Origin of the sequence: Gemella morbillorum (assembly GCF_900476045.1) — a bacterium.
GTDB classification, from domain to species: Bacteria; Bacillota; Bacilli; order Staphylococcales; family Gemellaceae; genus Gemella; species Gemella morbillorum.
In genome coordinates this window covers 683,252-701,906 of sequence record NZ_LS483440.1, presented here as the reverse complement: position 1 = coordinate 701,906, position 18,655 = coordinate 683,252, and the positions used below count along the sequence as shown (strand labels likewise).

The following is an 18,655-nucleotide window of genomic DNA, read 5'->3' as shown; positions in this document are numbered from 1 at the left end:
CTTGAAGATATGTGAATAAAGTAATTAATTTACTTTTAATTTTATTCTTAGGTGCATGGGGAATTCAATATTTCTTTGCCGAGAAAAATACAAAAGGAATATTAAGTATTTTATTTTTTTGGACATTTATTCCAACAATCATAGCATTTATATAATTTTTTGTAATACTTTTTAGACCAGCTAATCAAAACGGTGATATTTTTATAAGATATTAATAAAAAGGCGCAACGTTTATGTTGCTTTTTTATTTGGTTTATAAATATTAAATATTATGATATTCTTTTTAATCTACTACATTCTATTATCTATGTACTACATATTATCACTTCTTCTCTTCTTTTCAAAACATTAGTTTACAACTTCAATTTCTTGCGTTTTTGCAATTTAAATGTTAAAATAAGCGTCATAGAAGGAGGAGTTAATAATGAATAAAAATACTATAGGATATAGAATATTTGAATTAAGAAAAAATAAAAAAATGTCAAGAAGAAAATTAGCTGAATTTTTAGGAGTGCATGAAACTACAATCAAAAGATATGAAGATGGAGATACCAAAAAAATACCTATTGATAATCTCGAAAAAATAGCTAAATACCTTGATACTTCGATGGAATATCTTATGGGCTGCAAAGATAATATCTCAAAACAATCACAAAATACTAAAACTTCAACCTGTATCCCGATATCTGTTGTGGAAAATATATTTAATTTTGAAGAAATATCATCATTATGTCTCAATCAAGGAGAGTTGTTTGCTTTAAAAATTAAAGATAACAGTATGGAACCCCGTATGAAAATCGATGATATTATCATAGTAAGACGACAATCAGATGCTGATAGTGGTGATAGCGTTATAGTTTCAATTAACGGAAATATCGCTACTTGTAAGAAATTAGAAAAAACTGATGATGGCATTATTTTAATTTCTACTAACTTAAAATATCCTCCTATGTTTTACTCAAAAAAAGATATAAAATCTAAACCCGTAGTTATCATTGGAAAAGTTATAGAGCTAAGACATAGATTTTAAATGTTTAAAATGTAATAATTCATAATAAAAGCTATCTAGAAGAAAAAATAAAATGTATATAAATAATTACCACCTTAGATTATATACACTCTCCTTACTGCAAAAAATATTATCCTGTAAGGAGAGTATATATCTAAAAGGGGTAGTTTTTTGCTTCTAAAACTCTCTGCATCTTCAAGCAGCCTAAAGTCATTAATTTAAAAAGGCAGTTATTCACTGCCTTAAATTTTTTCTATATTTCTGTATGTTTTTCTAGCTAAATTTTTGTACACACTAATATGCCCAAATAACAATTTTTATCTTCTAAAACCTATTATATCAATATTCATAAAATTTACTCCATAAACCCTTTTAATTTATTTAATTTAGAAGGGTGTTTTAATTTTCTTATCGCCTTAGCCTCTATTTGACGAATACGTTCGCGTGTTACTCCGAAGGCACTTCCTACTTCTTCTAAAGTATGTGTTTTCCCATCTTTTAAGCCAAAACGAAGTTTTAGAACATTTTCTTCTCTATCTGTTAATGTTTCTAAAATCTCTTCTAATTGTTCTTTTAACAATTCATTAGCAGCATGTTCCACTGGAGATTGAGCATCTTTATCTTCGATAAAATCTCCTAAATGTGAATCATCTTCTTCTCCTATTGGTGTTTCAAGTGATACTGGTTCTTGAGCGATTTTTAAAATTTCTCTAACCTTATCTGGTGTCATATTCATTTTTTTAGCAATTTCTTCTGGTTTAGGTTCACGCCCTAAATCTTGAAGTAATTGACGTTGTACACGAATAAGTCGGTTAATCGTTTCAACCATATGTACTGGAATACGGATTGTTCTTGCTTGGTCAGCAATAGCACGTGTTATTGCTTGACGAATCCACCATGTAGCGTATGTACTAAATTTAAACCCTTTAGAATAATCAAATTTTTCTACGGCTTTAATTAATCCCATATTCCCCTCTTGGATAAGGTCTAAGAATAACATTCCACGTCCAACATATCTTTTAGCGATACTAACTACAAGACGTAAGTTTGCTTCTGCTAAATCTTTTTTAGCTTGTTCCTTTTCTGATTCTGTTCCACTTTCAATTATTTTTGATAATTCTAATTCTTTTTCTTTTGATAAAAGAGGTACTTTCCCAATTTCTTTAAGATACATTCTTACTGGGTCATTAGTTCTAATCCCAGCAGGCACTGATAAATCTTCTAAATCTAGTTCTTCCTCTTCTTCCTCATGATTTTCATTAATTAAAATAATATCTTCATTATTTAATTCTTCATAAAAATCATCCATTGTTTCTGAAGAAATGTCTAATTTAGATAAAGCTTCTATAATTTCTTCTTGAGTAAGCTCACCTTGTTTTTTACCTTTTTCCAATAATTCTTTTCTTATTGTTTCAAAATCTTTTATCTTTTTATTAGCCATCTTCTTCTCCTTACTTTTTATACTTTTTCAATTGCTCTAGCAATTCTTTTTGTGCTTCTACATCCATTTCTTGAATAGCAACTTTTAGTAATTCTTTTAACTTCTCAATACTAATCTCTTTTTTCTTGAAATATGCTATATAATCTATAACAATTTCATTCGTTGGATTTTCTTCTATTAAAAAGTCTGTTTCATCTATATAAGTCGCTAATCGTGCAACCTCTTCATCATCAATACTATGAATAAATTTATAAATTTGAAATTCTAGATTATTGTTGTAGTAAATAATTAAATAATCTACTAATCTTTCAAATATCTCTTGTGAAAACTGACATTGTTCCAATTTCGAATAATTATCAATAAAAATATTTCTACTTGTAAAGAAGTATTTAAATAGTTTACACATTTTTTTATCATAATTTAATGCCTTAAACAACAACTTTGGATTTTCTGGTGCTACCCATTGCGAGGTTTGTTTTTTTCTTTTTGTCTGTAATTGATTTAATTCTCTATTAAGGACTTGACGTTCTATTCCAAATTCCTCAGCTAAGTATGTTAATAATATGTATTTTAATGACTCATCTTCTACATAAGAAATATTAGTTAAAATTTCATTTTTAAACTTAATTCTTTGCTCAATGTTGGTCTTAGCTACATCTTTACAATACTCTATTTTAAAATTAATAAAATGTTCTTTGTTATTAGTGACGTAACTTTGTGCATCGAAATTTGTATTTTTCAAATTTTTATCCGTTAAAAATTCATCTAAATCCTTAGCTCCAGAAAATTTTAATTTATAAACATTGTCTGTTTTCTTTATTATTCTATTTCCTATTTCTATTTGCGCTTCTGTTCCTGCAACATCATTATCAAGGCTTAAAGTGACTTTGTTAACTAAATTTAAAATTTCATGTAGCTTATTATTATCAATATTAGTTCCCATTAAGGCTACTACATTTTTTATACCATTTTGGTACGCTTTTATAACATCCATGTATCCTTCACACAAAATAATTTCATTCTCTTTTGCTATAAAAGATCTAGCATCTGAAAAATTGTATAATACCGTTCGTTTTTCAAAAATTTTTGTTTCATGAGTATTATAGTATTTAGGTACATTTTTATCCTGAGACATTGTTCTTCCTGAAAATGCAACAACTTGATTTTTATTATCTTTTATAGGAATCATTATTCTATCCTTAAAAACATCATAGTAATCGTTATTATCATTTTTCCCCAATAAGCCTGCTTCTACCATTAAATCTAAATTTAAGTTATTAGATTTAAAAAAATTTAACGCGATATTATTGTCTCGTGGTGCATATCCCAAATTAAAATATTTTATTACATCAATACTTAAGCCTCTATCTAATAAATACTTCAACGCTCCTTCAGCTTCTTTTGTATTTAATAGAATATAATTGTAATAGTCTGCTAAAAGTAAATGACCATAATACATAGAATCAAGCTCATTATTCAAATCATAGCTAACTTCTTTTCTTTCATTCGACTCTAAATTTAGTCCTAATCTTGTCCCCAATTTTACAATTGCTTGATTATATGTAATATTTTCTATTAATGATATAAACTGAAAAATATTACCACCTTTCCCACATCCAAAACAATGGGCAATTTTTTTGTCAGGAGATACAGTAAATGATGGAGTTTTTTCATTATGAAAAGGACATAATCCTAAATAGTTTTGTCCTCGTTTTTCCAACTTTATATACTCACTAACTAAACTAACTATATCTATATTTTCAAAAATATAATCTATGTCTTGTTTAGAAATTTTTGCCATTTTACTCCTCCTTCATCACAAATTTATTACTTAATTAGATGAAAAGCGATAAAATTTCCCTTTTACAATTATATCACAAATTCATGAATTTTGGTATAGTTTATCAAAATATTGTTATACTTTTCTTTTTATTTTTCCCTTTGAACTTCACACTTATTCTATGTTTATGGACAGCTTTATATTATATATTATAATTTTTTACTTTAAAGTATGAAACTTTTTTACATTAAAATTGACTTTGTTTGATAATAATTTTATAATATGATTATCACTCAAAAAAGGAGTTTTATTCGTGAAAGTAGTTATAGTGGGTGGTGGAAAAGTTGGTGAGTTACTTTGTGCCGATTTTTCTAACATCTTTAAAGAAGTAACAATTATTGATACTAATGAATTACGTGTTGAAAAACTTGTTGAAACATATGACATTAATGGAATATTAGGTAATGGCGCTAACTATGAAGTGCTAACAAGAGCAGATTCAGCGGAGGCGGATATGTTTATTTCTGTTACAGCAAGTGATGAAATTAATATGATTTGTTGTATTGCTGCTAAACAGATGGGAGCAAAATATACAATAGCAAGAATTAGAAATCCTGAGTACTCAAAAACAAAAGAATTCTTACGTGAATCACTAGGTATAGATCTTATGGTAAACCCTGAGTATGAAGCTGCTAAACAGATCTCTCATATGTTAAAGTATCCAACTGCAATAAAAGTTGAAAGTTTTTTTGGTGGAAAATTCAATATATTAGAAGTTATCATCAATAGTAACAGTATATTAAATGGTGTCTCTTTAATAGATAGTAAAAAAATAATTGATTTTCCTTCATTAGTTTGTTTAGTAGAAAGACAAGGAGAAGTTTTTGTACCACGTGGTAATTATGTTTTCAACGTAGGCGATAAAGTTCATATTACAGCCGCAAACAAAAACTTGAAAAAGTTCTACAAACTATTAGGTAATCAAGATAATATGGAGAAAAAAATTACATCGTCTCTTGTTATTGGTGGTGGAAAAATAGCTTATTACCTTGTTGAATTTTTACAAATAGCTAATTTTTATGTAAAAGTCATAGAAATCGATAAAAATAAAGCTATCGCCCTTAGCGAAACCTTTCCTGATATTGATGTTATTTGGGCTGATGGTAGTGATCGTGATACTCTTATAGAAGAGGGAATCCAAACTTTTGATAGTTGTATTTCTCTAACTGGTTTTGATGAGGAAAACATCATTATAAATCTTTATGCAGACAAGCTTGGTATTAAAAAGACTGTTGCAAAAGTTAATCGCGCTTCTCTTAAACAAATTGCTGAAGATATTGGACAATATTCTTATATTACCCCTAAAGAAATCGTTGGTAATATTATTACAAAATACACAAAATCTCTGCAATGTAGCAAACATTCTGATATTGAAAACTTTTATCGTATAGCTAATAACCAAGCAGAAGTAATAGAGTTTAAAATCACAAATAATAGCGCTAAAATCCTCGGCATAAAACTAAAAGATTTAGCTATAAACCCTAATATGTTAATAGCATTTATAATAAGAAACAATAAACAAATTTTCCCTAATGGTGATGATGAAATCAAATTAGATGACAACGTTGTTGTCGTTAGTTATAAACATAAAATTGAGCATATCGATGATATTATTTCTAGGGGGCAATAAGTATGAACTATAAAATGATTTTTTACGTTCTTGCTAGGATGCTAAAATTGTTAGCTGGATTATTAGTTGTCCCTATGATAGTATCTTTAATTTACAAAGAGCCTTCGAATGTTACAGTAGCTTTTCTTGCTGCATCCATAATTAGTTTTGTTTTGTATTCTACTATTAATACAATTACTGATGATGACAGTGAACGTGATTTCTACAAAAGAGAAGGATTTGTTATTGTAACTCTGACTTGGATTGCATTTTCTCTTATAGGTGCATTACCTTTTTACCTATCTGGGGAAATTCCTAGTTATATCGATAGTCTTTTTGAAACAGTTAGTGGTTTTACAACGACAGGTTCTACTATTCTGCAAGATATAGAAAGTTTAAGTAAAAGTCTCCTATTTTGGAGAAGTTTCACCCACTTTATAGGAGGTATGGGGGTTATTGTTTTTGCGTTAGCTATTCTACCGCGTTCTCCTCATACAATTCATATTGCGAAAGCTGAAGTTCCTGGACCATATTTTGGGAAAGTAGTATCATCTATGAAACAAACCGCAAGATATTTATACGGAATTTATATAGCTTTAACAGCAATTTTGTTTGTTCTGTTATTATCTGGTGGTATTGGTATATTTGATAGTATTAATCTAGCATTTTCTACTGCTGGAACTGGTGGATTTGCTCCAAGAAACCTTGGTATTGGTTATTACAATAGTACTTACATAACTGTAGTTATTGCTATATTCATGCTTATATTTTCAATGAATTTAAGTTTAATATATTTTATTATCTTTAAACATTATTTTAAAGTTTTAAAAAGTGAAGAATTACGTTGGTTTTTAGGGATGATAAGTATTTTATTTGTAATTATGTTTTTAGATATTTATCGTTCTTATGATACTCCTAACCACAGTTTATTAGATGTTTTCTTTACAGTATCATCTATAGTTTCTACAACCGGGTTTACTTATAATGATTTTAATATCTGGCCAGTTTTTTCTAAAATGATTATTCTTATTTTAATGCTTGTTGGAGGATGTACAGGAGGTACAGCAGGTGGAATTAAGATACCTCGTCTAATATTCTTTATAAAAAACGCCAAACAATCTATTGGTAAGGCACTTAACCCAAGGAAAATATCAATGTTTAAAATAGATGGTAAAGTTATAAAAGATACTACACCGCTTGCTAATTATTTATTATTATTTGGATTTATTTTTGTTATTATATTATTTTTAGTAACATTCCAAATAAATGATTTTGAAGATGCAATTTCATTAACCGTTACTTCTATTAGTAATGCTGGACCAGCCTTTAATCATTTTGGTCCGATGAGTAACTTTTCAGCAATACCCTACTTTACAAAAGTAATTCTATGTTTTTCTATGCTACTTGGTCGTTTAGAATTGATACCATTGGTTGTATTCTTCTCTGCTAAAACGTGGACAAAACGAAGAAAAAAAGCAAAAACTACCAATTTTCATAAATAAAGAAGAGATTTTATTTATAAATCTCTTCTTTTATTATCGCTACTATTTCTGCTATTTCTTCATTTATTTTTTCATCCATATCGTTTTTAGAAATCATACCATCATTATGTGCTTCTGAATATCCCAATATAATGGATAAAGAATTTTTCACTTTATGCAATACTATTTTTTTCTTTTGTTCATTTTTATCTAATGTTGAACTTTTTATATAAATAGCTATTATATTTAATATTAATAAAATAGATACGGGTATAAAAAATACTTTATACCAAAATGATAAAATAAAAAATAATATTATTAAGATATTAATTATAAATAAACTAATCATACTTTTCATGATACAAACTATAGACCTCTTTCTTATTTATACCAAATTCTTTTGCAATATTTTTTATAGCTTCAGATTTCTTTACCCCACTTTGAACTTTTTGGTAAATAAGTTCTACTAACTCATCAACATTAACTTCTTCTGACTTCTCATCTTTATTTGGAGAAATTATAACAACAAACTCTCCTTTTTCTTTTATCTTATTTCCTAACATCTCTAGAATTTCTTCTGCTGAAGAAGTTTCTATTTGCTCAAACATTTTTGTTAATTCTCGAGCCACGGAAATCTTTCTAGTTGGGGAAATTTTTGAAATCTCTTCTACTAGATTTTTCACTCGATAAGGTGATTCGTATAAAATAGAAGTAGTATTCATTTTTAAAATTTCTTCTAATTTCAGCTTTAAATCTTTTGATTTTCTAGGTAAAAATCCATAAAATGTATAATTATAAGATTCAATACCACTAGCTACTAAGGCTGTTAATCCAGCATTCGCTCCAGGTAATGTCGTAATAGGAAGCCCTGCCTTTTTTATTTTTTCTACCAAAATATATCCGGGATCAGAAATACAAGGCATTCCCGCGTCTGTAACAAGTGCTACTTCCCTTCCCTCTTCTAAATAACTTATAATTTTTTCACTCGTTTTTTCTTCATTATGCTCATGATAACTTATTAACTTTTTACCTGTTATTTCATAATGATTTAGCAATTTTTGCGTATTTCTTGTGTCTTCGCATGCTAAAATTTCTACGCTTTTTAAAACTTTTAACGCTCTTAAAGTTATATCCTCAAGATTACCTATAGGAGTTGCCACTAAATATAACATGTTAATCCTCCTTTATTTTTTTATTATAGTTTTTTATCTTCTCTTTTTTTTCCTTATTAGTATTCACTAAAATATATTTTTCTTTTTGCATACGAGTTAGTTTCTTAAACGAACTTTCTGCTTTTGTCGCTTCACTTTTTGTTTCATACTCCTCAAAGTATACCAAAGTGACAGGGCCTCTTGCCCTAGTGTACTTAGCTCCTTTTTTAGCATTATGCAATTTTATTCTACGCACTATATCTGTAGTATATCCTGTATAAAAACTTTTATCTGCACATTCTACTACATATATATAACTAACTGTCAATTCCGTACACCTTCTTCATTTCTTCTGTATATGTATCATCTTCTTTATAGATATATAAAGGTTGTTCGACTTTTATGTCACTTACGTTAGAAATACTTCCCTCTACTAACACTATTTTGCTGTTATCACTAGATTCTTTACTATAAACAAATCTTATTCTCTTTATTGCTAAACTATTTTTTCCACATTCTGATATTATATCAGAAATACGATATGTGCGATGAACTAGACTAAATTTACCATTTTGCTTCAATAAATACTTTATAGATTTTATAACATCACTAAGATTACATAATATTTCATGACGTGAGATATTATGATTAAACTTTTCCCTTTGGTTAGGCATATTTTTCACTGGAAAATAAGGCGGATTACATATTACATAATCAAACGATGATGGCTTATAATAATCTTTTATTTTCTTTATATCTCCATTTTTAACATTTATTCCAGTTAGTTTATTAAGTTCAATACTTCTTCTACTTAATTCTACCAAATCTTCTTGAATTTCTAACATTTCTATCTGTGCTTGACTTTTCTCACGTAAAATAATAGAAATTCCTCCATTCCCACTACAAAGCTCTATTATCTTCTTTTTAGAACTTTTAGGAACATTGGAAAAATAAGGTAATAAAAAAGAATCTGTCGACATACTATAATGGTCTATTTTTTGTAAAATTTTATAATTTTTAGATACTATATCTTCTCTTATGTTCTCAGTCATTTTCTCTACTCTCCAAGAAAATCTAGCCTATTTTCATCAAGGATAAGTGAAAATAAAAATTTTTCTAACACTAATACTGAATTTACATTAGCTTTTATATCATAAATTGCCTGTAACACTTTTTCATGAACTCGACTGATATTCTTTATATTTTCTAAAGAAGAGGACATAGTATAGCTAATTTCTATTTTCTTATTAACTGTTTCAAAAAAATCAAGTATCTCTTCCTTATTTTTTAATTCGTTTAAAAGATAAATATTTGCAAAGTGTTTTTTATACTCAAATTTATTTTTAAATTCAAAAATTATTTTTTCTAAAAATTCTTTACCTTCTAGTTTTTCCTCTTTTTTTCCTACAAGCTTAATTTGCTGGCAACGTGAAATTATTGTTGGTAAAACTGCACTTGTATTTTTACAACTCAAAATAGCTATTATGTCTTCTTCTGGCTCTTCTAAAAATTTAAGCAGACTATTAGCTGCTTGATCAGTCATTTTCTCTATGTCTTTTATCCAATATATCTTTTTTCCATAGTAGGACTTAATACTAAATTCTTTTTTTAGTAATTGTATCTCTTCTTTTTTTATTGACGTTTCAGTATCTACTTTATAGAAGTCTACATAGTTATTATGTTCTATGCTAGTGCAATTTTTACATTTCCCACAATTTTTAAAGTCTTTAGAATTATTATCTAAACAAAAAACTGCTTTAACAAATTGTAAAATAAACTCATCACAATATAAACTATCCTCACTTACTACTAGATAGGCATGGGATAGTTTATTATTTTTTAATGAATTTGTTAAAGATTTTACAGCAATATCGTCTTTATTAAAATTCATTGTTTAAAAATCCTTCCAATATTTTAAATGCGTCTTTCTCTACTTTTTCATAATCTTGATTTGCATCGATAACCTTTATACGTTTTTTATAATCATTAGAAAGTTCATCATATCCACGTTTTACATCTTTATAAAACTTCAAACTTTCATTGTCCATTCGATTATTTTCATCACGACCTTTTGTACGAGATAACCCTATTTCCACATCTACATTAAAATATAGAGTTAAATCAGGCTCTAAACCATCAGTAGTATATTTATTAATATCAATTATATCTTGTTTATTAAGTCCTCTACCGTAGCTTTGATATGCTATAGAACTATCAACAAAACGGTCACAAATAACTATATATCCTTCTTCTACATATGGAATTATTTTTTTTATAATATGATCACGTCTACTTACGCAAAACAGTAAACTCTCTGTTTTAGCATCTATTTCATTTGAACTATCAAATAAAAGTTCACGAACTTTTTCACTAAATACTGTACCCCCAGGTTCACGAGTAGTTATCACTTTATAACCTTTTTTTATTAAATATTCAGTTGCAGAATTAATAAATGTAGTTTTCCCTGAACCATCAGATCCTTCTACAGTTATGAATTTTCCTTTCATGAGTATAAACCTCTCTACTATTATTTATAAACGATCAACTTATCATCAACGCTTATTTAGCATTTTTTATATTTCATAATAAATATGTATTTAATCCAATAAACACCATATTTTTTTCAATTATAATATTGATAATATTGTAACATAATTTGGATAAAAATAAAAATGCTATTAATTATAATGAATTGTTTTTAGACTATTATTAGTTAATTTTTCAATCCTCACACATAAAATATCCGATTTTTCATTTAAAATTTCAGAAAATTTAAATAAAAGTATTGAAAAATTCTTTTTTTAGTATTATAATACATATTAAGTAAATTAAATGGTTACATGAAGGAGATTTATATATGACAAAATTAACAGTAAATGATATCAGAGTAGAGCTTACTACTTCCCCAAAAGAAAAGACACCAGATGATAAATTAGGTTTTGGTAAAGTATTTACAGACCACATGTTCGTTATGGACTGGACTCCAGAAAAAGGTTGGTATGATCCACGTATCGTTCCATACGGTCCAATCCCAATGTCTCCAGCTCTAAACGTCCTACATTATGGTCAAAGCATCTTTGAAGGAATGAAGGCGTATATGGCTAACGGAGAGCCTGTTTTATTCCGTCCTGAGCAAAACTTCAGACGTTTAAATAAATCTGCTGACCGTATTGCTCTTCCTGAACTTGATGAAGAGTTTGCATTAGCAGCATTGAAAAAATTAATTTCTATAGATAAAGATTGGATTCCAAAGTCTGAAGGAACATCATTATATGTTAGACCATTTGTTTTCGGAGCTGAAGAAGCTTTAGGAGTTCATCCAAATAATGAAGTTAAATTTATCATTATTTTATCTCCATCAGGAAGTTACTTTAAAGCTGGTTTACAGCCTAATAAAATCTTTGTTGAACACGAATATGTTCGTGCAGTTCGCGGTGGATTTGGTTTCGCTAAAACTGCCGGTAACTATGCCGGGTCTCTTAAAGGACAGAAAAAAGCACAAGAACTTGGCTATTCTCAATCACTATGGCTAGATGGTGTTGAACAAAAATACATTGAAGAAGGTGGTGCTATGAATATCTTCTTCAAAATTGATGGAGTGTTTGTTACACCGGAACTAAATGGATCTATCCTTCCAGGTATTACGCGTGCATCAGTAATCGAACTACTTAAATCACTGGGAGAAAAAGTAGAAGAAAGAAAATTATCTTTAGACGAAGTTTACGAAGCGTATGACAATGGTAAACTTGATGAGGTATTCTTATGTGGTACTGCTGCTGTAATTGCTCCAGTTGGAGAATTATTCGATGGAACTAAGAAATTAGAAATTATAAAAGATGGCAAACCAGGTGAATGGACAAGTAAAATTTACGACCTACTTACTGGAATCCAACTTGGAAAAGTTGAAGATAAGTTTGGTTGGGTAGTAAAAGTAGAAGAATAATAGATAAAAGAAGCTTAGAAAAAATATTCTAGGCTTCTTCTTTATTTATAAATACTAATTTAATCTTACGTTTTAATTAACTATTACTTTCTGTATTTTTCTTTTTATATGCTAATGTATATAGCCCTGCTACTAAGATAGCTCCACCTAAATAGTTTCCTATAAATACACCTACCATGTTATTTAAAAATTGTCCCATAGTAATGTTTGCTCCTCCAAACATAGCTGCTGGAATTACAAACATATTTGCCACAACGTGTTGGAATCCAATAGCAACGAATGTCATTATAGGGAACCAAACACCTATAATTTTTCCACTCGTATCTTTAGCACAGAATGCAAGCCAAGCTCCCATTCCAACAAGCCAGTTACAACCTATTCCTGAACAAATCATTTGAATATAATTTGCATTAATCTTTGCCTCTGCTGTATGTACAGTTTTTTCAAAAACTGCTCCTTCTGTAAGACCTGTTAGATGTCCTAAAAAGTATGCAACAAATAAAGCTCCAACTAAGTTAGCTAGTGTAATAACAATTAAATTTTTTAATAATAACGACGGTTTTAATTTTTTATCAAATACAGATAACGTAACGGCCATCATATTACTTGTAATTAATTCTCCCCCACCTACTAAAATACATATAAGTCCAATAGGGAATACAGCTGCCCCTAAAAGAGTTCCTAATCCACCCCATTCATGTGGTAATGTCCCTGCTACACGAATATATGCCAGATAACCAACTGAAATAAATGCTCCCCCTAAGAAACCTAAACTAAGCATATATTTAAGATTAGCAGTAGCTTTTGCAACACCTTTCTTACTAGTATATTCATAAATTTCCTGCGGCTCTAGATATGTTTTTGTCATATTTGCCATAATAATTTTTCTCCTTATTTATTTATATAAATTATTATACATTATAAAAACGTTTTTTTCAAACTGTTTTATAATACTTTATTTCTCACCAAATAATCAAAAATTATTTACAAATATTATTCTATTGCTAATAATTTAATATTATTTATATAACAATATCTTTTAATCCACATAAATAAAATTTTACATATATTTATAATCTATTAGATTTCAAATTCTAACCATTACTATATTCAATATTATTACATTAATAAAAATAAAAAAGTGATTGAATTTTAAATCAATCACTTTTTTATTTTTATCTTGCTAGCTTAACAGCTCTTACTTCGCGAATAACATTGACTTTAATATTACCCGGATATTGCATCGTTTCTTCGATTTTATTTTTTACTTCTTTGGCAATTTTATAAGTTTTCGTATCGTCAACTTCTTGAGGGTTTACAATTACACGAATCTCACGACCCGCCTGAATAGCAAAGGTCTTCTCAACACCTTTATGTTCATTTGCAATTTCCTCAAGTTTTTGTAGACGTTTAATATAATGTTCTAATGACTCTCTTCTTGCTCCTGGGCGAGATGCTGAAAGTGCATCCGCAGTGGCAACTATAACTGAAATAGGATTTGTTGGTTCTGTATCTCCGTGGTGCGAAGCAATTGCATTAACCACAATCGCATTTTCCTTATATTTAAGAGCTAACGCAACACCAATTTCAACGTGTGAACCTTCAACTTCATGATCAAGCGCTTTACCAATATCATGAAGCAATCCTGCACGTCGAGCTAATGCAACATCTAAGTCCAATTCAGCAGCAATAAGCCCAGAAATATAAGCTACTTCCATTGAGTGTTGAAGTCCATTTTGTCCATAACTTGTTCTATATTTCAACTTACCTACTATTTTTACTAAATCAGGATGCATATTATGAATACCTAAATCAAATGTAGCTTGCTCTCCTGCATCACGAATTACTTGATCAATATTTCTTTTTGCTTTATCTACAGCTTCTTCAATTTTAGAAGGATGAATACGTCCGTCATCAATAAGTGATTTAATAGCTGATTTAGCCACTTCTCGACGAATTGGATCATATCCTGATAAGATAACTGCTTCTGGAGTATCATCGATAATTAAATCTACCCCAGTTAAAGTTTCTAAAGTACGGATATTTCTACCCTCACGTCCAATAATACGTCCTTTCATATCATCACTGGGAAGATCTACTACTGATACTGTTGTCTCACTAACAACATCTGTAGCAAAACGTTGTAATGACTGAACAATAAGTTCCTTAGCACGTTTATCCGCTGTACTTTTTGCTTCTAACTCTTTATTTCTAATATAGATTGCCATATCTTTGGCCATATCAGCTTCCACTGTAGCCATAATCTCTTCACGAGCTTGTTCTTCTGTTAAGTTTGCAATTCTTTGCAACTCTGTTTCTTGTTGAATCTTAAGTTGACCAACCTCATTACTTTTTTCATCAAGTAATTGAGACTTTTCTTCCAATTTCATCTCTCTAGAACTTAACAATTCATCTTTTTTGTTTAAAAGTTCTGTTTGACGTTCTAATGAAGATTCTTTTTGAAGAATTCTATCTTCTTGTCTTTGAATATCTTGCTTTTTAAATTCTACTTCTTTATTTGCAATATTAATTATCTCTTCAGCTTCTTTTTTTGCAATAGTAGTTTCTTTTTCTACTATATATCTTGCTTCTTTTTTCGCTTCACCAATAATATGTTCTGCATCTTGTTTAGATAATTCTAATCTTTTTTGAATCGAATTTTTTGAAATAATATATCCAAATAAAAGTCCAACAAGTAAAGCTGCAACACTGATTATTCCATAAATCATCTTGCAACCTCTTTCTATTGAAAAAATTTCTTATGATATACTAAATTATTTTATTTAAAACTATACTCAATAAAACGGTTAATACACCATAAGTATAATTTTACACTACTGACACTAAAAAGTCAATACAAGACAAACTTTCAAAACTTACTTTTAAGTATTATTAATCACATAATATATTAATTAATATTTCTGAATTAAAATTAAATATTTCTCATAAAAATATCAACAAAATACTTGCAATATAATTGTTGGTATGTTATCATATTCAAGTATGTAAAAATACAAGACTTGATTGAGTGGGAGAACGTAAATTTATACAACGTTCAAATGACCACATCACGAAAAATATATTAGGAGGTTTTATCGTGGCTAAAAAAATTATAAAAGTAGTTAAATTACAAGTACCAGCAGGTAAAGCTAACCCAGCTCCACCAGTTGGTCCAGCGTTAGGTCAAGCTGGTGTAAACATCATGGGATTCTGTAAAGAATTCAATGCTCGTACACAAGACCAAGCAGGATTAATTATCCCAGTGGTAATTTCAGTATATGAAGACCGTTCATTTACTTTCGTTACTAAAACACCACCGGCTCCAGTATTACTTAAAAAAGCTGCTAAAATTGACAAAGCATCTGCTGTCCCTAACCGTGACAAAGTTGCTACAGTTTCAAAAGCACAAGTTCAAGAAATCGCTGAGCTAAAAATGGAAGATTTAAACGCAGCTTCTCTAGAAGCAGCAATGCGTATGATCGAAGGTACTGCAAGAAGTATGGGTATCTTAATAGGAGAATAGGAGGATAGTTATAATGGCAAAAAAAGGTAAAAAATATCTTGAAGCAGCTAAATTAGTAGATTCTTCTAGTCTATACTCTGTAGTAGAAGCAATCGAATTAGCTAAAAAAACAAGTACAGTAAAATTTGACGCAACTGTAGAAGTTGCATTCCGTCTAGGAGTTGACACTCGTAAAAACGATCAACAAGTTCGTGGAGCTGTTGTACTTCCAAAAGGAACTGGTAAAACTGCTAAAGTTTTAGTATTCGCTAAAGGTGATAAAGCAGCTGAAGCTGAAGCAGCAGGAGCTGACTACGTAGGACAAGGTGAATATATCACTAAAATCCAACAAGGTTGGTTTGATTTTGACGTAATCGTTGCTACTCCAGATATGATGGGAGAAGTTGGTAAAATTGGTCGTGTATTAGGACCTAAAGGATTAATGCCAAACCCTAAAACTGGTACAGTAACTATGGACGTTACAAAAGCAGTTAATGAAATCAAAGCTGGTAAAGTTGAATACCGTGCTGAAAAAGCTGGTGTTGTTCACACTCCAATCGGTAAAGTTTCATTCTCTACTGAAGATTTAGTAGAAAACTTCAAAGCTGTTCAAGAAGCTTTAGCTAAAGCTAAACCAGCTGCTGCTAAAGGTACTTACTTCAAATCTGTAGCTGTTACTACAACTATGGGACCTGGAGTTCGTGTTAATACAGCTGAATTCAAATAAGAATTTAATTTAAAGAGTATTTCTTCGGAAGTACTCTTTTTTATTTCTAACTAATTCAATCCATTATAAGTTAAAAAGCAGAATAATGATATTCCTCTTCATTCAAAATATCTTACTCTGCTTTTTTATGCTTATTTACCAGCCCAATACATACCTTGATACAATTGTAGTGCTAGTGCTAAGGTTATCGCACCTATAAATATTATTTCGTAGCGCCTACTTATAGTTTCTTTTCTTCTTGAATCTGTTATAAATTTGGTACTAAATACTTGAAATATTATTGCCAATACTATTAACATCAATATTTTTACTAAATTAAATTTTGTATTATCAAATGTTGTTAAATACAATCCATTTAATATTATTGTTATTATTTTCACAGCTAATGCGTATAGTAGTAAATCCATTGCTATAAAATTCCAAAATGAACGTTTAGTCAGAATCATTTGAATAATTGCTAAATTTGATATTATTATTACTGCTAGTAATACATATACATATTCTATAATACTTGCTTGGTAATAAGTATATCGAAATGTAAAATCTACTAATACTGCTGGTACTAAAAATATATACGTTGTGAAATATATTTGTTTTACTCTTTCTTTAAATGAAATTGGCAAGTATTCAGTTATAAGCCTTTCTCTATCTTCATACTTTCTTCCATTTATCACAAAGACTATAGATGCTAAAATTGATAATATTACATAATTTTTATTAAACAGTGTAGCAAATATTATCAACAATGTTAGAAAATAATATCCAAAATAAAAGATTTTATAAATTTGTGGGGTGGAATAGTTTCTATTTGAAATAATATTTAACAATGCTCCCCATTTTGTTTCATATTTTACTTTATTCATTTTCTACAACTCCCTTCAATATAGAAATCAAAATTTCCTCAATATTTTTATTACGATATCTATCTTGTAATTCTACTACATCTTCGTCTATAACTATCTGTCCATCTTTTAATACAAGTATATAATCTGCTAAATTTTGAATTACACTAGGATCTTCTGTAACTATTATTGTAATCTTATTTTCTTCCATATACTCTCGAATCAGCGAAAGCATCTCTCTTTTAGCTATTAATCCTACTCCCGCCAATGGATTGTCTAAAACTAAAGCTTGTGAGTCAGTAAAAATTCCTATACCAAAAAGTAAAATCTTTCTTTCTCCTTGAGATAATTCATAAATCTTTTTGTGTTTATAAATATTGTATTTTTTTAAATATTCATAACACTTCTGTTTATTAAATCTAGAATCTAATTTTGAAATTTTACTTATGATTGTTTCCACACTTAATTTATCTGAAAATAATGGATTATCTGCTACGTAAGAATACTTAGATTTTATCTCTATTTCATTTTCATAAAAATTCAAGTCATTATATAAAACCATCTCTTTTTTAATATCTATGCTTCCTAAAATACTTTGTAATAATAGTGTTTTACCACTTCCACTGTTTCCCGTTATTGCATAAACATAACCATTATCAAATGTATAATTAATAGCTCCTAGCTTAAAGCTTCCTTTTTTCACCTCTAAATTATTTAGCTTTATTACCATAATCTCTCTCCCCCAATACTATCTCTATAATTTCCTTTACATCTACCTTTGTTAAACCATCATCAAGTGCCTTTTCAAAAACTTTTTCTATTTCTTTTAAATATTCTCCCTTTTTAATCACCAATATTTCTTCCCTATTTATCTCATTTACAAAATATCCTACTGCTCCTTTTGAATAAATAAGATTTTCTTGTAGCAATACTTCATAAGCTTTTTTTATAGTTATTATCCCTACCTCTAATTCTTTAGATAAAGCTCGGATTGAAGGAAGTTGCATATTTGACATAAGTTCATTTGATAAAATTTTATTTCTTATTTCACTTGCAATTTGTTGGTAAATTGGTATTGATGATAAATTAGAAATTTTTATTTTCATTATT

The 18,655-nt window shown here is 28.9% G+C and carries 20 protein-coding genes; 7 read left to right on the top strand and 13 right to left on the bottom strand.

Annotation, left to right across the window (positions count from 1 at the left end; genetic code table 11):
* Positions 1 to 11: 11 nt before the first annotated feature.
* Positions 12 to 155, top strand: coding sequence for an NINE protein (locus DQN46_RS08885; RefSeq protein ID WP_170120630.1), 144 nt, complete (start codon positions 12 to 14; stop codon positions 153 to 155).
* Positions 156 to 424: 269 nt separating this feature from the next.
* Positions 425 to 1,030, top strand: coding sequence for a helix-turn-helix domain-containing protein (locus tag DQN46_RS03470; RefSeq protein WP_111743031.1), 606 nt, complete (start codon positions 425 to 427; stop codon positions 1,028 to 1,030).
* A gap of 334 nt (positions 1,031 to 1,364) precedes the next feature.
* On the opposite strand, the gene rpoD is transcribed toward DQN46_RS03470, so the two are convergent.
* Positions 1,365 to 2,450 carry an RNA polymerase sigma factor RpoD gene (gene rpoD, locus DQN46_RS03465; protein WP_111743030.1) on the bottom strand — a complete coding sequence of 362 codons (1,086 nt, stop codon included), beginning with the start codon at positions 2,448 to 2,450 and terminating at the stop codon, positions 1,365 to 1,367.
* Positions 2,451 to 2,460: 10 nt separating this feature from the next.
* Positions 2,461 to 4,251, bottom strand: a complete 1,791-nt coding sequence (gene dnaG / locus DQN46_RS03460) for a DNA primase (RefSeq protein ID WP_111743029.1) — start codon at positions 4,249 to 4,251, stop codon at positions 2,461 to 2,463.
* 292 nt (positions 4,252 to 4,543) lie between these two features.
* On the opposite strand from dnaG, the gene trkA reads away from it, so the two are divergent.
* Both trkA and DQN46_RS03450 read left to right on the top strand, forming a co-directional pair.
* Positions 4,544 to 5,920 carry a Trk system potassium transporter TrkA gene (gene trkA / locus DQN46_RS03455; protein WP_004632230.1) on the top strand — a complete coding sequence of 459 codons (1,377 nt, stop codon included), beginning with the start codon at positions 4,544 to 4,546 and terminating at the stop codon, positions 5,918 to 5,920.
* 2 nt (positions 5,921 to 5,922) lie between these two features.
* Positions 5,923 to 7,401, top strand: a complete 1,479-nt coding sequence (locus DQN46_RS03450) for a TrkH family potassium uptake protein (protein ID WP_111743028.1) — start codon at positions 5,923 to 5,925, stop codon at positions 7,399 to 7,401.
* Between the two features lie 10 nt (positions 7,402 to 7,411).
* Here the strand turns inward: DQN46_RS03450 and DQN46_RS03445 are convergent, their stop codons facing one another.
* The 6 genes from DQN46_RS03445 to tmk are packed head-to-tail and all read right to left on the bottom strand — an operon-like array spanning position 7,412 to position 11,038.
* Positions 7,412 to 7,729 carry a hypothetical protein gene (locus DQN46_RS03445; RefSeq protein WP_231120306.1) on the bottom strand — a complete coding sequence of 106 codons (318 nt, stop codon included), beginning with the start codon at positions 7,727 to 7,729 and terminating at the stop codon, positions 7,412 to 7,414.
* Positions 7,722 to 8,552 (bottom strand): 16S rRNA (cytidine(1402)-2'-O)-methyltransferase, encoded by an 831-nt coding sequence (gene rsmI / locus DQN46_RS03440; RefSeq protein ID WP_004632232.1) that lies wholly within the window; start codon positions 8,550 to 8,552, stop codon positions 7,722 to 7,724. The genes DQN46_RS03445 and rsmI overlap by 8 nt, the downstream gene beginning before the upstream one ends.
* A gap of 1 nt (position 8,553) precedes the next feature.
* Positions 8,554 to 8,859 carry a GIY-YIG nuclease family protein gene (locus DQN46_RS03435; protein WP_111743027.1) on the bottom strand — a complete coding sequence of 102 codons (306 nt, stop codon included), beginning with the start codon at positions 8,857 to 8,859 and terminating at the stop codon, positions 8,554 to 8,556.
* A complete protein-coding gene (locus tag DQN46_RS03430) occupies positions 8,849 to 9,583 on the bottom strand; it encodes a tRNA1(Val) (adenine(37)-N6)-methyltransferase (RefSeq protein WP_004632234.1) in 735 nt (244 codons plus the stop codon). Before DQN46_RS03430 ends, DQN46_RS03435 begins: the two co-directional genes overlap by 11 nt.
* A 5-nt stretch (positions 9,584 to 9,588) precedes the next feature.
* Positions 9,589 to 10,422 carry a DNA polymerase III subunit delta' gene (locus DQN46_RS03425; RefSeq protein ID WP_111743026.1) on the bottom strand — a complete coding sequence of 278 codons (834 nt, stop codon included), beginning with the start codon at positions 10,420 to 10,422 and terminating at the stop codon, positions 9,589 to 9,591.
* Positions 10,412 to 11,038, bottom strand: coding sequence for a dTMP kinase (gene tmk / locus DQN46_RS03420; protein WP_004632237.1), 627 nt, complete (start codon positions 11,036 to 11,038; stop codon positions 10,412 to 10,414). Before tmk ends, DQN46_RS03425 begins: the two co-directional genes overlap by 11 nt.
* A gap of 350 nt (positions 11,039 to 11,388) precedes the next feature.
* Here tmk and DQN46_RS03415 point away from each other — a divergent pair, with 350 nt between their 5' ends.
* Positions 11,389 to 12,474, top strand: coding sequence for a branched-chain amino acid aminotransferase (locus DQN46_RS03415; RefSeq protein WP_111743025.1), 1,086 nt, complete (start codon positions 11,389 to 11,391; stop codon positions 12,472 to 12,474).
* Between the two features lie 76 nt (positions 12,475 to 12,550).
* Here the strand turns inward: DQN46_RS03415 and DQN46_RS03410 are convergent, their stop codons facing one another.
* Positions 12,551 to 13,351, bottom strand: coding sequence for a formate/nitrite transporter family protein (locus tag DQN46_RS03410; protein WP_004632240.1), 801 nt, complete (start codon positions 13,349 to 13,351; stop codon positions 12,551 to 12,553).
* A gap of 298 nt (positions 13,352 to 13,649) precedes the next feature.
* A complete protein-coding gene (rny, locus tag DQN46_RS03405; protein ID WP_004632243.1) occupies positions 13,650 to 15,203 on the bottom strand; it encodes a ribonuclease Y in 1,554 nt (517 codons plus the stop codon).
* A 368-nt stretch (positions 15,204 to 15,571) separates the two neighbouring features.
* Here rny and rplK point away from each other — a divergent pair, with 368 nt between their 5' ends.
* Both rplK and rplA read left to right on the top strand, forming a co-directional pair.
* On the top strand, positions 15,572 to 15,997 hold the full coding sequence (gene rplK, locus DQN46_RS03400; RefSeq protein ID WP_004632244.1) for a 50S ribosomal protein L11: 426 nt from the start codon (positions 15,572 to 15,574) through the stop codon (positions 15,995 to 15,997).
* 13 nt (positions 15,998 to 16,010) lie between these two features.
* The gene (rplA, locus tag DQN46_RS03395) at positions 16,011 to 16,703 is read left to right on the top strand and encodes a 50S ribosomal protein L1 (protein WP_004632247.1); all 693 of its coding nucleotides are present in this window, start codon (positions 16,011 to 16,013) and stop codon (positions 16,701 to 16,703) included.
* A gap of 131 nt (positions 16,704 to 16,834) precedes the next feature.
* Here the strand turns inward: rplA and DQN46_RS03390 are convergent, their stop codons facing one another.
* Genes DQN46_RS03390 through DQN46_RS03380 form a run of 3 tightly spaced genes read right to left on the bottom strand, consistent with a single transcriptional unit; the run spans position 16,835 to position 18,651 of the window.
* Positions 16,835 to 17,566 carry a hypothetical protein gene (locus DQN46_RS03390; RefSeq protein WP_004632248.1) on the bottom strand — a complete coding sequence of 244 codons (732 nt, stop codon included), beginning with the start codon at positions 17,564 to 17,566 and terminating at the stop codon, positions 16,835 to 16,837.
* On the bottom strand, positions 17,559 to 18,275 hold the full coding sequence (locus DQN46_RS03385; RefSeq protein ID WP_004632251.1) for an ATP-binding cassette domain-containing protein: 717 nt from the start codon (positions 18,273 to 18,275) through the stop codon (positions 17,559 to 17,561). The genes DQN46_RS03390 and DQN46_RS03385 overlap by 8 nt, the downstream gene beginning before the upstream one ends.
* Complete coding sequence (locus DQN46_RS03380) at positions 18,256 to 18,651, bottom strand: GntR family transcriptional regulator (RefSeq protein WP_004632253.1); 396 nt, start codon at positions 18,649 to 18,651, stop codon at positions 18,256 to 18,258. The genes DQN46_RS03385 and DQN46_RS03380 overlap by 20 nt, the downstream gene beginning before the upstream one ends.
* Positions 18,652 to 18,655: the final 4 nt, after the last annotated feature.

Bases quoted from the DNA above. Each gene is read 5' to 3' on its own strand.
- DQN46_RS03390 (WP_004632248.1), bottom strand. From the start codon at position 17,566: ATGAATAAAGTAAAATATGAAACAAAATGGGGAGCATTGTTAAATATT.
- DQN46_RS03450 (WP_111743028.1), top strand. From the start codon at position 5,923: ATGAACTATAAAATGATTTTTTACGTTCTTGCTAGGATGCTAAAATTG.
- DQN46_RS03470 (WP_111743031.1), top strand. From the start codon at position 425: ATGAATAAAAATACTATAGGATATAGAATATTTGAATTAAGAAAAAAT.
- dnaG (WP_111743029.1), bottom strand. From the start codon at position 4,251: ATGGCAAAAATTTCTAAACAAGACATAGATTATATTTTTGAAAATATA.
- DQN46_RS03415 (WP_111743025.1), top strand. From the start codon at position 11,389: ATGACAAAATTAACAGTAAATGATATCAGAGTAGAGCTTACTACTTCC.
- rplA (WP_004632247.1), top strand. From the start codon at position 16,011: ATGGCAAAAAAAGGTAAAAAATATCTTGAAGCAGCTAAATTAGTAGAT.
- DQN46_RS03425 (WP_111743026.1), bottom strand. From the start codon at position 10,422: ATGAATTTTAATAAAGACGATATTGCTGTAAAATCTTTAACAAATTCA.
- DQN46_RS03410 (WP_004632240.1), bottom strand. From the start codon at position 13,351: ATGGCAAATATGACAAAAACATATCTAGAGCCGCAGGAAATTTATGAA.
- DQN46_RS03380 (WP_004632253.1), bottom strand. From the start codon at position 18,651: ATGAAAATAAAAATTTCTAATTTATCATCAATACCAATTTACCAACAA.
- rpoD (WP_111743030.1), bottom strand. From the start codon at position 2,450: ATGGCTAATAAAAAGATAAAAGATTTTGAAACAATAAGAAAAGAATTA.
- DQN46_RS03445 (WP_231120306.1), bottom strand. From the start codon at position 7,729: ATGATTAGTTTATTTATAATTAATATCTTAATAATATTATTTTTTATT.
- DQN46_RS03430 (WP_004632234.1), bottom strand. From the start codon at position 9,583: ATGACTGAGAACATAAGAGAAGATATAGTATCTAAAAATTATAAAATT.
- DQN46_RS03385 (WP_004632251.1), bottom strand. From the start codon at position 18,275: ATGGTAATAAAGCTAAATAATTTAGAGGTGAAAAAAGGAAGCTTTAAG.
- rsmI (WP_004632232.1), bottom strand. From the start codon at position 8,552: ATGTTATATTTAGTGGCAACTCCTATAGGTAATCTTGAGGATATAACT.
- tmk (WP_004632237.1), bottom strand. From the start codon at position 11,038: ATGAAAGGAAAATTCATAACTGTAGAAGGATCTGATGGTTCAGGGAAA.
- rny (WP_004632243.1), bottom strand. From the start codon at position 15,203: ATGATTTATGGAATAATCAGTGTTGCAGCTTTACTTGTTGGACTTTTA.